This is a genomic window from Cohnella xylanilytica (assembly GCF_014212175.1).
Classification (GTDB): domain Bacteria; phylum Bacillota; class Bacilli; order Paenibacillales; family Paenibacillaceae; genus Cohnella; species Cohnella xylanilytica.
The window spans coordinates 13,240-27,794 of sequence record NZ_JACJVR010000119.1 but is presented as its reverse complement, the minus strand read 5'-3'; the positions used below and the strand labels follow the sequence as shown (position 1 = coordinate 27,794).

At 61.3% G+C, this 14,555-nt stretch carries 15 protein-coding genes; 3 read left to right on the top strand and 12 right to left on the bottom strand.

The genetic code is table 11. The features are described from left to right. Positions 1-77: 77 nt before the first annotated feature. On the top strand, positions 78-1,109 hold the full coding sequence (locus H7B90_RS27990; RefSeq protein WP_185139199.1) for a zinc-binding alcohol dehydrogenase family protein: 1,032 nt from the start codon (positions 78-80) through the stop codon (positions 1,107-1,109). A 114-nt stretch (positions 1,110-1,223) separates the two neighbouring features. On the opposite strand, the gene H7B90_RS27985 is transcribed toward H7B90_RS27990, so the two are convergent. Then, positions 1,224-2,255, bottom strand: coding sequence for a hypothetical protein (locus tag H7B90_RS27985; protein WP_185139198.1), 1,032 nt, complete (start codon positions 2,253-2,255; stop codon positions 1,224-1,226). A gap of 110 nt (positions 2,256-2,365) precedes the next feature. Here H7B90_RS27985 and H7B90_RS27980 point away from each other — a divergent pair, with 110 nt between their 5' ends. Together H7B90_RS27980 and rfbG are read left to right on the top strand one after the other, a co-directional pair. Then, entirely contained in the window at positions 2,366-3,349 is a 984-nt protein-coding gene (locus H7B90_RS27980; protein ID WP_185139197.1) for an NAD-dependent epimerase/dehydratase family protein, read from the top strand. Then, on the top strand, positions 3,346-4,575 hold the full coding sequence (gene rfbG, locus H7B90_RS27975; RefSeq protein WP_376701770.1) for a CDP-glucose 4,6-dehydratase: 1,230 nt from the start codon (positions 3,346-3,348) through the stop codon (positions 4,573-4,575). The genes H7B90_RS27980 and rfbG overlap by 4 nt, the downstream gene beginning before the upstream one ends. Here rfbG and H7B90_RS27970 read toward each other — a convergent pair. The 11 genes from H7B90_RS27970 to H7B90_RS27920 form a co-directional block, all read right to left on the bottom strand. Then, the gene (locus tag H7B90_RS27970) at positions 4,502-5,611 is read right to left on the bottom strand and encodes a MupA/Atu3671 family FMN-dependent luciferase-like monooxygenase (RefSeq protein ID WP_185139195.1); all 1,110 of its coding nucleotides are present in this window, start codon (positions 5,609-5,611) and stop codon (positions 4,502-4,504) included. The genes rfbG and H7B90_RS27970 overlap by 74 nt on opposite strands. A gap of 13 nt (positions 5,612-5,624) precedes the next feature. Further along, positions 5,625-6,407: a glucose-1-phosphate cytidylyltransferase gene (gene rfbF, locus H7B90_RS27965; RefSeq protein WP_185139229.1), complete on the bottom strand. Its 783-nt coding sequence runs from the start codon at positions 6,405-6,407 to the stop codon at positions 5,625-5,627. Between the two features lie 22 nt (positions 6,408-6,429). After that, positions 6,430-7,242, bottom strand: a complete 813-nt coding sequence (locus tag H7B90_RS27960) for an ABC transporter permease (protein ID WP_185139194.1) — start codon at positions 7,240-7,242, stop codon at positions 6,430-6,432. A gap of 3 nt (positions 7,243-7,245) precedes the next feature. Further along, positions 7,246-7,998 carry an ABC transporter permease gene (locus H7B90_RS27955; protein WP_260411281.1) on the bottom strand — a complete coding sequence of 251 codons (753 nt, stop codon included), beginning with the start codon at positions 7,996-7,998 and terminating at the stop codon, positions 7,246-7,248. Next, positions 7,982-9,034 (bottom strand): ABC transporter ATP-binding protein, encoded by a 1,053-nt coding sequence (locus H7B90_RS27950; protein ID WP_185139192.1) that lies wholly within the window; start codon positions 9,032-9,034, stop codon positions 7,982-7,984. Before H7B90_RS27950 ends, H7B90_RS27955 begins: the two co-directional genes overlap by 17 nt. Before the next feature lie 7 nt (positions 9,035-9,041). Next, positions 9,042-10,217, bottom strand: coding sequence for a radical SAM protein (locus tag H7B90_RS27945; RefSeq protein WP_185139191.1), 1,176 nt, complete (start codon positions 10,215-10,217; stop codon positions 9,042-9,044). Between the two features lie 4 nt (positions 10,218-10,221). After that, positions 10,222-11,322 carry a UDP-glucuronosyltransferase gene (locus tag H7B90_RS27940; protein WP_185139190.1) on the bottom strand — a complete coding sequence of 367 codons (1,101 nt, stop codon included), beginning with the start codon at positions 11,320-11,322 and terminating at the stop codon, positions 10,222-10,224. 19 nt (positions 11,323-11,341) lie between these two features. Continuing rightward, on the bottom strand, positions 11,342-12,667 hold the full coding sequence (locus H7B90_RS27935; RefSeq protein WP_185139189.1) for an ATP-grasp domain-containing protein: 1,326 nt from the start codon (positions 12,665-12,667) through the stop codon (positions 11,342-11,344). A gap of 5 nt (positions 12,668-12,672) precedes the next feature. Next, the gene (locus H7B90_RS27930; RefSeq protein ID WP_185139188.1) at positions 12,673-12,921 is read right to left on the bottom strand and encodes an acyl carrier protein; all 249 of its coding nucleotides are present in this window, start codon (positions 12,919-12,921) and stop codon (positions 12,673-12,675) included. A 173-nt stretch (positions 12,922-13,094) separates the two neighbouring features. Then, positions 13,095-13,448, bottom strand: a complete 354-nt coding sequence (locus H7B90_RS27925) for a hypothetical protein (RefSeq protein ID WP_185139187.1) — start codon at positions 13,446-13,448, stop codon at positions 13,095-13,097. Positions 13,449-13,530: 82 nt separating this feature from the next. Then, positions 13,531-14,538 carry an iron-hydroxamate ABC transporter substrate-binding protein gene (locus H7B90_RS27920; protein WP_185139186.1) on the bottom strand — a complete coding sequence of 336 codons (1,008 nt, stop codon included), beginning with the start codon at positions 14,536-14,538 and terminating at the stop codon, positions 13,531-13,533. Positions 14,539-14,555 lie beyond the last annotated feature (17 nt).

Sequence of the window (14,555 nt, the reverse complement as noted above, 5' to 3'; positions counted from 1 at the left end):
TGTACGTACTTGCGAAAAGGAATGCGGTCCTTTTAAACTTGCAACAAATCCATATTGCGCAAGGGAGGATAACACCTATGCCGAAGATGAGAGCGGTAGGACTCGAACGGTACTTGCCGATCGAGCATGAGGATAGCTTGATGGATTTGGTCCTGGACAAGCCGGTGGCCGGAGGGCGCGACTTGCTCGTTCGCGTCAAAGCCGTATCGGTCAACCCGGTCGACGTGAAAGTGCGCGCGCCCAAACGGAAGGAGCGCGTGGAATCGCCGCCCCGGGTGTTGGGGTGGGACGTCGCGGGCGTCGTCGAGGCCGTCGGTCCGGAATGCGCGTTGTTCGAGCCGGGCGACGAAGTGTATTATGCCGGCAGCCTATTCCGCCCGGGAGGCAACAGCGAATTCCATCTGGTGGACGAGAGAATCGCGGGCCGCAAGCCGAAGACGTTGGATTTCGCCGAAGCGGCCGCTCTTCCGCTGACCGCGATTACCGCGTGGGAGAGCCTGTTCGACCGACTCGGAATTGCCCAGGATCGAGGAGTTAACGACGGACGAACCTTGCTCGTCATCGGATCGTCCGGAGGCGTCGGCTCGATCGCTACCCAGCTAGCCTCTGCGGCCGGTTTGACCGTTATCGGAACCGCATCCCGCGAGGAATCGGCTCGCTTCGCGCGCAAGCATGGCGCCGCGCATACGATCAGCCACTTCGAACCGTTCGTGCCGCAGCTTCAAGCTCTCGGTCTCCCTAGCGTCGATTTGATTCTTTGCCTGAACGATACGGCTCAACATTGGGACCAGATGGCGGAAGCCATCGCCCCCCAAGGCAGCATCTGCTCCATCGTCGAGACCGACGAACGGATCGACTTGACGAAGCTGAAAAATAAAAGCGTGACATTCGCTTGGGAAACGATGTTCACGCGTTCTATTTATCAAACGGCCGACATGATCGAACAGCACCGGCTGCTGAACGAAGTCGCGCGGCGAGTCGACGCTGGGGAGCTGCGTACGACGCTGACGAAGCGGCTGTCGCCGATCAACGCGTCGACCTTGAAGCAAGCGCATGCCCTCGTCGAATCGGGACGAACGATTGGCAAGATCGTTGTGGAGTCCTTCTGACCGACCGATATCCGAATCCCCGACTGCTTGCCAGGCGGGGACTCGGTAACGCTCACGTATGAAAAAAACGCGGTTGTTCGGATCATGTAGAAGCGAATGCGCGACTTCTCCTTCTCATGTCCTTGTCTCGGCCTTCTCCCGAAGCCTTCCCAGAACCTTCCCCAGCAAGATCCGTTCCGTATCCGCCATCTCGCCCAGTCTCCGGCCGATCTTCGCCAGATCGCTCTCCTGCCGCGTGAAGCCGTACTTCATCATCTGGTACCGCATCGATTGCGCGCTCTCCTCGACCTTCGCGTAAGCGGCCCCAAGCCCGTCTTCCTTAGGCAAATAACCGAGCTCCTCCATATAAGCGATTCGGTCCAGCATGCACTTCTTATGCTCCCACAGCACGTGGAACGGCCGGATATCCGCGTGTTCTTCCTCCCGCATCCGGTTCAGCATCGATTGCAGGCAGCCGTAAGTCTCCATCCCGTAGACGAAGTTCGGGGAAGGCCGGGACATGGCCAACCGGTACGAGGAATCGACCGACTCCAGATATTCTTCGAGCAGCCCGGCGACCAGCGCGGCGTTGAACGGATATGGACGATCTTCGCTCCGGCGCAGCATGTAGACGTACTTCTGCCAAGGGTATTCCGGCTCCGCGCGAAGGTGGGAATCGGCGAAGTCGGCGAAGGATATCGTATAGTCCCGATAGATGTTCTGACGGTCGAAGCCGCGGGCGAGGAAGAGCTCCGTCTCCCGGTCGTACCCGTACAGGAACATATCGTGAACGAAATGCGTCTGCCGGTAATAAGGGTGCTCCGGATTGTAATATTGGTCGGTGAACAGATACAGGTAACAGCCAAGATCCAGCGAATCGATGAAGAACCGCAACGCGTCGGGAACCGTCACGGTCAGCAGGTCCCTCGGAATCCGGTTCGTCTCCAGGCCCGGGATCTGGTCCACGACGAAGTCGTAGTTGTAGAAATTAAAGTAGTCCCTGTGCTTCCAATCCCGCAGGTCGCGGTCGAACCGGAGCTGAATGTAATTGCTGCGGAACCAGGGCAAGTAACGATCGTCGGCCGCGAGGATCGACAGGATGTAGGCATGGTGCAGATAGCCGATGATCGGCGAGTCCGCCAAGGGCAGTCTTCTTGATAGATTCATCGCTTCAGGCCCCTCTCTCGAATCGCGATTCTAATTTGAAGCCTTGCGTCATAAGACAAATTAGGCTCATGCAGATGAAGCTAGAATCGATGATGTCAGGAGGAACTGCGGTGGTAGATTACGAGAACAAACGGATTCTGATTACGGGCGCGAGCGGGTTCATCGGAAGGCATCTGTCCCGTTATCTGTCGCGAACGCTCGGCTGCAGGCATGTATTCGGTCTGGTTCGGGATGCCCGCCGCGCCGTCCCGGATCCGGACGCGGACGTGAACTATCTCGTCGCCGATCTGGCGGACAAACGGCAGGTGCAGCGGGCTCTTGAAGAAGCGAAGCCGCAGATCGTCTTCCATCTCGCCGCGAATACCGACCGATCGCCTCGCCTGGAGGATATCGACCGGATGGCGGACGACAACGTGATGGGCACGATCCGTCTTCTGCAAGCGGCGGCCCGGTCGGAGCGCCCGCCGGAGGCAATCGTCAACGTCGGCACCTGCGAACAATACGGCGTCTTCGCCGCTCCCGCGACCGAAGACATGCCGGTCCGGCCGGTGTCCCTGTACGCCGCGACCAAGACCGCCTCGGAGACGATCGCCGCCGCCATCTGCCGCCTCTCCTCCATTCCGTTCGCGCATGTCCGGCCCACGCTCGTCTACGGACCGGGACAGTCCGAGCGATACTTCATCCCCCAGGCAATCCGGACGTTCCTGCGCCAGGAAGATCTCCCGATGACGCCCGGAGAGCAGACGCGGGACTTCCTGCACGTGGACGACGCGGTTCGCGGGCTCGTCGCGGTCAGCCGCAGCGCCGACTGCTTCGGCCAGGTCGTAAATCTCGGCTCGGGCCGCGCCGTATCCCTGCTGGAAGTCGCGCGGCTGCTCCGCCGCCTGACGAATTCGTCTTCGGAGATTCTCGCGGGCAGCTTGCCCTATCGACCTTCCGAGACGATGCGGTACGCCTGCGACATTAGCAAAATAACGGCGCTGACCGGATGGCGGCCGGAAATTCCGCTCGAGGCGGGTCTTCGCCATACGATCGATCATCTGATCTCGAGCGAGCTGGAGAAGAACGAGCTGGAGAAGGAGGCTCAAGGATGATGAATCCCGACTTTTGGCGGTCCCGCAAAGTGCTGGTTACCGGGCATACGGGCTTTAAAGGGACTTGGCTCTCCATGCTGCTGAAGAAGCTTGGGGCGGACGTCGCCGGCTTCTCCTTGGACCCTCCTACCGAACCGAGTCTGTTCGAGCTGTGCGGGCTGCGCCGGGAGATGCCTTCGTTCCTCGGCGATATCCGCGACTACGAAGAGGTCAAGCGGGCGATTCGGGCATTCGAGCCGCAAGTCGTCATCCACATGGCCGCGCAGCCGCTCGTGCGGGAATCGTACCGGGCTCCGCTCGACACGTATTCGACCAACGTCATGGGCACGGCGAACTTGCTGGAGGCGATGCGGCAGACGACCGGCGCGGCGGGCGCGGAGCCGCGGGCCGTCGTGAACGTGACGACCGACAAGGTATACGACAACCGCGAATGGGCTTGGGGCTATCGCGAGATCGACCCGCTGCTGGGCCGAGATCCGTACGCCAACAGCAAGGCGTGCTCGGAGCTGATCACGTCCGCCTATCGCAGTTCGTTCTTCCCCGCCGAGCGGTACGCGGAGCATCGGGTCGGCGTCGCCGCGGCCCGCGCCGGCAACGTGATCGGCGGCGGGGACTGGGCGAAGGACCGGATAATCCCCGATTGCGTCCGGGCCGCGCTCGCCGGGGAGCCGATCGCCGTGCGGAACCCCGGGTCGGTTCGGCCCTGGCAGCATGCGCTCGACCCGCTGACGGGCTATTTGACGCTCGCGGAGCGTCTCGTCACGGACGGCCCCGCGTTCGCGGAGGCCTGGAACTTCGGCCCTTCCGACGCCGACGCGAGAACGGTCGAATGGATCGTCCGCACCTTCTGCGCCAAGTGGGGCGAGGGGGCGGAATATCGCGTCGCCTCGCCCGAGACGACGCCCGAGACGACGCCCGAGACGACGCCCGGGACAGCGTCCGAGACGGCACTCGGGACAGCTCCCCCTCTCCATGAGAGCGCGATGCTCCGGCTCGATTGCTCGAAGGCGCGGTCCGTCCTCGGTTGGCGGCCGGTCTGGGACGCGGAGACCGCCGTGGAGAAGGTCGTGGATTGGACGAAGCGGTACCGCGGCGGAGATTCGCCCTATTCGATCTGCCTGCGCCACATCGACGACTATCTCGAAGACGCGGCTACCTCGCGGCAGGCGCCGGGCTCGGATCGAACCGCTCCTTCAATCGAAGCAGCCCTTCCAGACCGCCCATGACCGTCTCGTAGTCGTCGTGGAAGTCGATCAAGCACGCGATCTCGTCGACGCCGATCTCCTCGAGCGAGCGGACCAGCTCGCCGCAGCTGTCGGGCGTGCCGAGCAGCGCCGCCGACTGCCAATAGCGGGCGAAGGCGAAGTCCAGCAGCTTGCGGGCGACGGCGGGATCGCGAAGCGCCTCCTCCAAGCCGATTCCGCCCGGCGCCGCGCCCGGCGTCGCGCCCGGCGTCGCGCTAGGCGCCAGCTTCCTTAGCAGCGTCAAGCTCGAGGCCAAATAATCGATGAACGGCGCCTTCACGATCCGTCTGACCCGCTCGAGATCGTCCCCGACGAACGTGTGGAGCATCACGGCGATCCGCCCGGCGCCGCGCGGGAATCCGCTCGACTCCAGCGTCTCCCGGTAATCCGCGATTTTCCCGGCCAGCTCTTCGGCGTCTTGGCCGATGAAGTTGGTGAGCACGCTCGCTCCGAGCCGCGCGGCCGACTTCATCGTCTCCGCGTTGCCGTTCGACGTGATCCACAGCGGCAGACGGTTCTGAACCGGCCGCGGATACGTGCGGATCTCGATCTCGCGGCCGGCGCCGTTCGTCGCCTTCCTCGATTGCCCCGCCCACAGCGCCTGCACTTGGGCGATCTGTTCGTACATATGCGCCGACCGGTCCTCGTACCGTTCCGGGTAGAACACGAAGTCGTCGCTATGCCACCCGGACGCGAACGCGAACTCCGCCCGCCCGCCGGACAGGCGATCGACGACGGCCCATTCCTCCGCGATCCGGATCGGATGATGAAGCGGCGACACGACGCTGCCGGCCCGGAGCCGGATCCGGCTCGTGATCATGGCGAGCGCCGCGGAGACGACGGACGGATTGGGGAACAGGCCGCCGAACGGGTTGAAGTGGCGCTCCGGGGTCCACACCGCCCGGAAGCCGCGCTCATCGGCGAACTTCGCCGCGTCCAGGAGCAAGCGGTACGAATTCGACGAACGATCGTCCTGCGAGTCGGAACAGCTGGAGAAGAAGAACAGGCTGAACTCCATGCGATCGCCCCCTCTACGCCCGCCCTGCCGGAATCCAGGGCGCGTTCCCGCTCGCCCACAGCTCCTCCAGCACCTTCTTGTCCCGGAGCGTATCCATGCACTCCCAGAACCCGTCGTGCAGGTAGGCGGCAAGCTGCTTGTCCCGCGCGAGCCGGTCGAGCACTTCGCTCTCGAGCTGCGCCTGATCGTCCTCCAGGTAATCGAAGAGCCCCGGCTCGAAGACGAAGAACCCGCCGTTGATCCAGCTGTCCTCGGCCGGAACCTTCTCCTGGAAGCGCGCGACCCGCTCCCCTTCGAGCTTCAAGGCGCCGAACCTCCCCCGCGGACGCACGGCGGTAACGGTCGCGAGCCTGCCCTGCGAGTAGTGATAGTCGAGCAGCGCCCGGAGATTGACGTCGCTGACCCCGTCTCCGTAGGTCATCATGAACGTGCCGCCGCGCAGCCGGTCCCGCAGCCGGTACAATCTCCCCCCGGTCGTCGTATGAAGCCCCGTGCCGACGAGATGCACGGTCCAATCCTCGACGTCGGGCCGCGTTGCCGGGACGATCCGCGGCTCGCCCGTCGAGATCGTCAGATCGTTCTGCAGATACGGGTAGTTCAGGAAATATTGCTTGATCGCGTCTCCCTTGTAGCCGAGCGCGAGAACGAATTCGCGGAAGCCGTAATGGCTGTAGGAGTTCATGATATGGCATAGGATCGGCCGGTCGCCGATCTCGACGAGCGGCTTCGGCTTGACGGCCGTCTCTTCGCTGAGACGGGTGCCGAACCCGCCGCAGAGCAGCACCACTTGGGGCATGGGCATCGTATCGATCTCCTCCTTAACTGCTGGCGCTCGCATAGTTGCGTACGGCCGCCGTCCAGATCCATCGGACCAAGGCGAGGAACACGACGGGAGCGACGAGACCCCACGCAAGCTGCCAGCTCGTCAACCTGCCTAACACGGACAGCGGGGACAGGTTCGTGATCAGGAACACCGGGATGAAGAACGTGCCGACCCGCTGGATCCACTTGCTGTAGATGGCCATCGGCATCTGGTTGAAGTCGAACAGCGCGTTGGACGCTTCGTTGATGCCGTTCGTCTTGACCGTCCAGAACGCGATCAGCTGCGGCGCGAGGAATACCGCGTAGGTCATCAGAAGCCCGATCAGCAGATACAACACGAACAACGACACGTTCCCGAACGTGGCGGGAACGCCCGCCTCGCGCCATCCCCAGACGACCATGGCCGTTCCTCCGATGACGTTCGGAACCGCGTAGCCGATCTGGATGGAGCGCAGCGTCGCCATAAACTGCAGCGATACCGGCTTCGTCATCATCAGGTCGAGCGTGCCGGTGCGGACGTGCTCGGGCAGCATGTAGAAGTTCGAATGGAACAGCATCGAATACAGCCCCGCCATGATCGTGAAGGCGCCGACGAAGAGAAGGATCTCGTCCGGCGTCAATCCGTTCACGCTGACTCCGATGCGGTAGATGACATAGACATAGGAAAATTTGATCGCCAAATAGCCGATCTCGATCAAGATGCCGAACAGGAAGTTGATCCGGTATTCCATCATGGAGATGACGCTGTTTTTGAGGAAGAAGAGATAGATGCGGAGGTAGCGCCTTCCCTCCTTCAGCCAAGGCACCATCGCTCACCCTCCGGCGGATTCGTATTTGCGCAGCCCGGCGCGCCACAGCGCTCCGGTCAGCGCGATCAAGACGGCGATCCAGGCGAATTGCACGCCGAACCCTTGCAGGAGCGCGTCCCCGTCGACGCGGCCAAGCGCGATATGAACGGGGAAGAACACCAGGTAGGGGAAGGGCAGCACGCCGAGCGCCTGCTGCACGACAGGGCCGAACATGTCGATCGGGAAGACGCCTCCGCTGGCCAGCAGCGAGATCAAGGCGAACGTGTAGAAGATGCCCCACACTTCGAGCAGCCAGAACGAGACCGTGCTGAGACAATAGTAGATCAGGAAGTTCAGCAGCACGGAGACGATCAGCGCGGCGGCGCAGAGCAGCAGCCCGGTCCCGGTAATGTCCAGGCCGGCGTAGTTCCGCAGCAGAACGCACGCGATTCCCGCGAGAACGGCCAGCACGATAAGCTGCGGCCCCTTCTCCCCGAGGAACCGGCTGAGCCGGTAAGGCCCGTACCGGATCGGCTGGACGATGAACTTGCTGAGCTGGCCGTCCTTGATATCCTTCGAGATCTCGTACTCGAATCCGGTCGCCATCATCTTGGCGAACAGCGCCGCGAGCAGCGTATACCCGATCACTTCAAGCTTCGTATAGCCGTAGACGCTCTCCTGCGAGCTCCCATAGACGGCGTTCCATAGGAACAGCTGGACGCCGACCGGGAAGATGCCGCTTAGCAAGCTGAGCGCGAAGTCAGTCCGGTACTCCATCGAGTGCATAAACCCCATGACGAACGTCTTGGCGTATTTCCGGCGCGGACTCATTCTCTTCACCGCCATTCCGATACAATTGCGCGATTCCTTCCTCGATCGAGACGTCTTCGATGGTGAAGTCGACGACCGGCAAGTCGTCGAGAATCCGCTTGGCCTGCTCCTTGACGAACGTCTTCTCCACTTCCAGGACGGCTTCCACGTCTTCGACCGAACGGACGATGCCGTACGCCTCGAGCCGGCGGCGCTCTACCGGCTCGGCCAGGGAGACGCGCACGATCTTCCGCTGATCGAGCCACCCGTTCACCTTCGCCAGATCGCCGTCGTAGATCACTTTGCCGCCGTTGATGATAACGGTCCGCTTGCACAGGTCGACGATGTCGTTCATGTTGTGGCTCGTCAGCAGCACCGTCGTTCTCCGCTCGCGGTTCAGCGTCTTCAGGAATTCGCGGATCTTGCGCTGGGACAGCAGGTCGAGCCCGATCGTGGGCTCATCCAGGAACAGCACCTTCGGCTCGTGCAGCAGCGCCGCGATCAGCTCCAGCTTCATCCGCTCGCCGAGCGACAGCCGGCGCACTTGCACGGACAGCAGGTCGCGCACGTCGAGGAGCTCCGACAGCTCGCCCACGATCCGGCCGAACGAACGGTCTTCGATCTCGTAGATGCACTTGTTCAGCATGAGCGACTCGTTGGCCGGCAAGTCCCACCACAGCTGGCTCTTCTGTCCCATCACGATCGCGAACTGCTTCTTGAACGCCTTCCGGCGCTCCCACGGAACGTAGCCGAGCACGGAGGCTTCGCCCGCCGTCGGATGCAGGATGCCGGTCAGCATCTTGAGCGTCGTCGTCTTGCCCGCCCCGTTCGGGCCGAGGAAGCCGACCATCTCGGCTTCCTCCACCCGGAACGAAATCTCCGTCACCGCATCCTTGCGAAGCGGCTTGCGATAGAACAGGTTGCGGAAGGAGTGGGACAAGCCCGCCTCCTTCTTGTAATAGTCGAACGACTTCGACAACCGATCGACGATAATGGCCGGCACCCGCTTCTCACCCTCCATGCAGGTAGAGCAAGCTGCACTTGGAACAGACCGGCGTCAGCCCTTCGACGTTGATGATCTCCCGAATCCGGTCGTAGTCGTCCGAGTCCCATACCTCCGAGATGCTGCTCTCCTTCAGGTTGCCGACTTTGAATTCGTTGAAGAACTTGCACGCCGTCACTTCGCCGGTCGGACCGACGTCCATCCGGGTCGCGATCGCCAGGCACTTGCTGGAGCAGCGGCTCTGCATCTCGTCCCCGTGCAGGAACTGGCGGATCTCGTCGTAATCGAGGCCCGGCTGGTAGCGGATGCGGATGTTCCACATCCTGTCGTTGATCCGCTTCAGCTGTTCGACGAGCGCTTCCGAATGATCCGGGTTCATCTGGTACTTGAAGGCGTGCCAGCTGGCGATATGGTTCTCCTCCAGCTTGCGAAGCCAGCCGAACTTCGAGGCGAAGTAGTCGTCCATCTTGAGCGACGTCTCCTTGGAGATGTACCAGGGGAAGCAGAGAATGACGAGATCCAGCTTCTTCGACTCGAACCATTCCAGCAGATCGTACAGCTTCGGAATCATGTCGTCGTTGATGACCGTGTGAACGGAAATCCGTCCTTGATATTGGCCTTGCTCCCGAAGCTCGATCAGCCGGTCCATCTGCTGGATCGTCTTCTTGAAGGTGCCTTTGCCCCGGATCAGGTCGTGTTCCTTCTCCAATCCCTCGATGCCGAACAGCAGCTCCAGATGCGGCGAATAATCGAGGATCGGCTGCAGGAACCTGTCGATGAGGAGGCCGTTCGTGCAGATCGTCGTCTCGCGCGGATCCTCCTGCATCATCGCCATGATCTCCCCGAACTGGCGATGGATCATCGGCTCCCCGCCCCACAGGTACAGCCGGGACTTGACGTGCGAGGTTTCATTCAAGATTTTGCGGAACAGCTCGATGTCCAGATCCTTGTTCTGCTCTTCTCTATCCATCTGTTGATGGTAGCCTTCCTCGTTCCACTCGAAGCAATGGATGCAGCGAAGATTGCACCGGTTCGTCAGCTTGACGCCGACCGATTCCGGAAGCGGCGTCTTGTACCTCGGGTTTTTGAAGCTCTCGCGGTACGGCACGGCGACGTTGCGGATCGTGCGCTTGACCAGCTCGTAATCGTCTTCTTCCAGCATGACATTGCTCTTCGGTTGCATTCGCTCACCCGCTTATTCGTGATTGGATATAATCCTGGCCGGACTCTCTTGCCTTCATTAGATTGCGATGCATGCCATGCAGCATGTCGATCGCGAAGCCGCTCCGTTCCCAGCGTTCGTAAGAGATCCCGAAGCCCAGGCGCTCCCACAGCTCGGCGTTCCTTCTCTCGTGAGAGCCGAACGGCTCCAGCATAACGAGCGGCGTCGCGGATTCGAGCGAATCGACGAGCGTTCCTCCGCCCGTCTTGCTCACGATCGCGAGCGCTTCGCGAAGGAGGCCGAACAGCGCGTGGTGCTCCTTCGGGCTCGCGAAGGCCGTCGGCCGGCCCGGAACGACTTCCCCGAACGGCGGGAACGGATGGCGCCCGTCGGGTCCGGTCTCCTGCCAAGCCTCCCATGCCGGATCGATCAGGAAGCAACGGTCGCCGGCTCTCCCGGCTTCGGCCTCCGACGGCTCGGAGACGACGATGTCGAGCCCGGCGCCGGTTCGGCGCAGCGAGTCGAGCTTGCCGAGGTACGTTCCCATGGCCCACCCGCCGCCATGGACGACGAAGCGCGGGGAACGGCGCTCGTATGGAACCGGCTCTTCCGCTCCGACCGGCAGCCGGTACAGCACCGCCGCTCGGTCCGCATCGAACAGGCGAATCTCGCGATAGCCGTCCGCATAATCGGGGACGAGCTTCTTCAGGCTTTTCCACGACGGAGAAGGCTCGGAATCCATATAGACGAGATCGACGCGCAGCGAATATCGGCCGGACAGGCGACGCTCATATCTCCTCAGAACGTGCACCCAGTGGCCGGACAGGACGATGAAGTCCCGTCTCTCCTCTCGTTCCCAGCGGTCCAGCAACTCCTCGACCGCGCCCGGATCGAAGCTGTCGCGAACGTCCATCGGCAGCCGCTGGGCGACGAGCGCGGTCGCGAAGTCGTCCCGATACGCCTTCCGGCTCTCGGGGATCTTCAACTTCTTCTCGGAATGAAAATAATGCTCCAGCACGACCGTCTCGCACTCGACATGGCTGCGTTCAAGCCGATTCCGAATGAGCAGCGCCGGCACGTAGAACCCTAGGCCGAAGCCGGAAGCCAGCAGCGTAATCGGCGGCATCCCCGGGATCCCCCCTCGGTTAATTGACGAGACGCATCGACAACGACTCGAAGACTTCGCGAATCCGCTCGTCGCAGCGCTCTCGTTGATCCGGTCCGCTCGCGGCGATGTAGACGTACAATCGGCCTCGGTAAGGCTGCTCCGGATTCCGATTGATCGCGAGCGTGTTCGCCGTAAGAGGAATCGCTCCGCCATTCCTCCGCGGATCATAGAGCACCTGCCGCTTCTCAAGCTCGGCGAGAACGTCTTCGAAGGCGAGGTTCGGGTCCGACAGATTCAAGGAATAGTAGCGCATGCTGCCTTGAATCCGGTCGTCCTGAACTTTGGCATCCACCTGATGCTTGATCAGGCTCATCGACTTCCGGGCGTTGATCTCCACGATCGGCACGAGTTCGCCGCCGCGCAAGAGCATGGAATCGACGCATACGTGCCCGTAATAACCGTCCCGATGCAGTTCGGCGGCGAGCCGGTGCATCGCATCGAAGTAGCGTTCGCCGCGGAGCCTCTCGATGAACGCCGGGTCGGGCGTAACCGACTGCTGATAGGCGAATTCCGCGTTCGCGAGCCGTTGAACCGATAGAATCCGCGTCTCCCCGTGCTCGTCGATGTGCAGCTGGCAGGAGAAGTCGCCGATTCGATCGAGGTACGGCTCCATGACGAAGCGGGTGCGTTTCCCTCGGCTCTCCTGCTGCGCGACATAAGCCGCGACTCTCTCCAGCGTGTCCGCGGAATCGACTCGGAGGTTGCCTCGGCCGGATACGCCGAAGTCGTCCTTGAGAAGAATCGCGCCGTTCTCGAGAACCTTCCTCCCGACCGCCAGCAGCTGATCCGAGGAGCGAACGACCGTCGCTATATTCGGCAGGCCGAGCCTCTCCCTCATCTCCGCGGAATACGTTTTCGTATTGACGCGTCGAACGATGTCCATCGGAGGCGCCGAGGCGTTGAGCCCGAACCGGCGGCAGACGGAAGCGAGCTCGTCGACGGCGGCGAACGGCTCGAAGGTCGCCCCCGCCGGCAGGAACGCCGACAGTCTCGGATCCGGGTCCTCGTCCAGAAGGCGGAACAGATGGCGGCCGCGATCCTGGAAAACCTTTTCTACATCAAACGCGTTAACCTCGAAGGAGAACCCGATCGCGTTCAAGTATTGCCGATGCGCGGGATCCATCGCCTTCCGGGTCAGAAGCCGATCCTCCGGACGGCAGAAGACGAAAAGCAGCTCGTCCATAACCGAGACGATGCGCTCGTTCTCGGGAGACGCGAACCCGGGAAGCTTGGATAGATCCGGCTCCCGCCACGACTGCTCGACGTCGAAGACGCCGCCATGCACGCGTATGCCGCGCTCCATCGGAATCAGAGCGCCGCCGCGGCGCTGCGCCGTACGTATTCGCTGAACCGTTCGACCGAATCCAATAGCGACATGTCGAACGTATCGAAGTCGATCTCGGTGCCGAACTCCTTCTCCACCTGGAGAATGAACTGCACGATCTGCAGCGACTCCATGCCCGAATCCCGTACGATGCTGGATTGGCCGTTCAACCGGTTCGTCAATTCGGGGTCCTTCTGTAGCTCGGCGATGATTCGGATAATTTGCTCTTGCAAGTAAAACTCCCTCCAATCGCTGAAGATAACGCGTCCTTCGCAACGCGCACAATCATGTGTATGAATTTATCTCCTGATTATTCCAATTGCCCCAAGCCCTATCGTCGCAACAACAAAGAGGCCATCTCCATCGTCATCGAACACGACTTGGAGATGGCCTGTTGCGGCAACATTCATTTGGCCTCGAGAAGAACGATTTCCTTCGCTTGGAACGACCTGTTTGACTCCGTGATTGTCTGCGCTCTCGACAGCATTACCCGAACGAGGTCTCCGCTTGAGAAATCCTCCGGCTTCAAGGAACGGCCTTCAGCGTCCTTCAGCCGGGTCTTCCCGTCTGTCTTTACGGTACAGACATAACCAACGTCGTCGACGTTGACTTTGCCTTTGTTGATCTCGTCGGAGCAATCCACGCCGAAGGCGCTCTTATCCGTGTCCGTACGGAACAAGGCTCCTTCGAACGTTCGCGTCTGGCCGCACGCCGACAAAATCAAACAGACCAAGATCAACGCAGGGATGGCCTTCCTCATTCCGAACAGCTCCCAAAGAAGGATACCTCTTTGACGTCTTTATCTTGATTTTGTTGCATGCAAGGCCGCGAACTCCGCTCGTTTATCCGAGAAAATGCCGGATGAAGAAGTCCAGCTGGTATTCCATGCTCAGCGGATCGTTGAAGTAGAACGCCTTGGCGTCGGCTTCGAAAACATGCTGATTCTTGACGGCGGGAATCTTCTTGTACGTCTCCGTATGCTGGAACGAGTTGTCTTGGTCCGCGTCTTTGCTGAAGATCACGTAATCGCCCATATAGTCCTCCATGACTTCCGTCGACAAGGCGAAGTAGCCGTCCTTCTTCGTCGCCTCCTCGACCTTCGCCGGCATGTGGAGTCCGAATTGCTGGTACAAAATTTCGGTTCCGCGGCCGAAGTTGTCTCCATAGACGTAGAGCTGCTTGTTGAACGTCTCGATGACCGACACCGTCGCGTCCGCGCCGATCTTCGCCTTGATCTCTTCCCCGGCTTTATGGCTGCGAGCGTCGAAATCCGCCACCCAGTCCTTGGCTTCCTGCTCTTTGTTCAACAGCTTGCCGATCTCGATCTGCTGCGTCTTGAAGTCGACCTTGCCGTACGTATAGACGACCGTCGGGGCGATCTCCTTCAAGGTGTCGAGGTTCTTGACCTCCGCCGGTCCGATGATCAGGTCCGGATTCAGCTCGATGATCTTCTCGAGGTTGTCTTCCGAGACGACTTCCGCGTCCTTCAGCTTCTCCGCGAAGTTCGGGTTCTGCTTGGACATCTCGTCCACTCCGACCAGCGGAACGCCGAGTATCATGACGTTGCCGGTCAGGAACCGGGTAAGGACGACGACCCGCTGCGGATGGGCCGGCACCTCGACGGGGCCAAGCTCCGATTCGTAAATCCGGGTGCCCGATTCTTCGGCGGCCGATGCCGACGGGGACGACGAAGGCGATGCCGGCGGCGCTGCCGAATCCGACGGAGCGGCCGAGGAAGACGACGAAGACGGAGACGGCGCGGACGAACCGCCCGAGTCGTTGCCGCCGCCGCATGCGCTCATCAGCAGAACGAGAATCAGAACTAGGGGTGCAACAATGGACTTTCTCATCAAGCTTCTCTCTCCCT

Coding starts and splice junctions, on each gene's coding strand:
- H7B90_RS27985 (WP_185139198.1), bottom strand. CDS start 2,255: ATGAATCTATCAAGAAGACTGCCCTTGGCGGACTCGCCGATCATCGGC.
- H7B90_RS27920 (WP_185139186.1), bottom strand. CDS start 14,538: ATGAGAAAGTCCATTGTTGCACCCCTAGTTCTGATTCTCGTTCTGCTG.
- H7B90_RS27935 (WP_185139189.1), bottom strand. CDS start 12,667: ATGGAGCGCGGCATACGCGTGCATGGCGGCGTCTTCGACGTCGAGCAG.
- rfbG (WP_376701770.1), top strand. CDS start 3,346: ATGATGAATCCCGACTTTTGGCGGTCCCGCAAAGTGCTGGTTACCGGG.
- H7B90_RS27960 (WP_185139194.1), bottom strand. CDS start 7,242: ATGGTGCCTTGGCTGAAGGAGGGAAGGCGCTACCTCCGCATCTATCTC.
- H7B90_RS27945 (WP_185139191.1), bottom strand. CDS start 10,217: ATGCAACCGAAGAGCAATGTCATGCTGGAAGAAGACGATTACGAGCTG.
- H7B90_RS27955 (WP_260411281.1), bottom strand. CDS start 7,998: ATGGAGTACCGGACTGACTTCGCGCTCAGCTTGCTAAGCGGCATCTTC.
- H7B90_RS27925 (WP_185139187.1), bottom strand. CDS start 13,448: ATGAGGAAGGCCATCCCTGCGTTGATCTTGGTCTGTTTGATTTTGTCG.
- rfbF (WP_185139229.1), bottom strand. CDS start 6,407: ATGCCCCAAGTGGTGCTGCTCTGCGGCGGGTTCGGCACCCGTCTCAGC.
- H7B90_RS27940 (WP_185139190.1), bottom strand. CDS start 11,322: ATGCCGCCGATTACGCTGCTGGCTTCCGGCTTCGGCCTAGGGTTCTAC.
- H7B90_RS27970 (WP_185139195.1), bottom strand. CDS start 5,611: ATGGAGTTCAGCCTGTTCTTCTTCTCCAGCTGTTCCGACTCGCAGGAC.
- H7B90_RS27990 (WP_185139199.1), top strand. CDS start 78: ATGCCGAAGATGAGAGCGGTAGGACTCGAACGGTACTTGCCGATCGAG.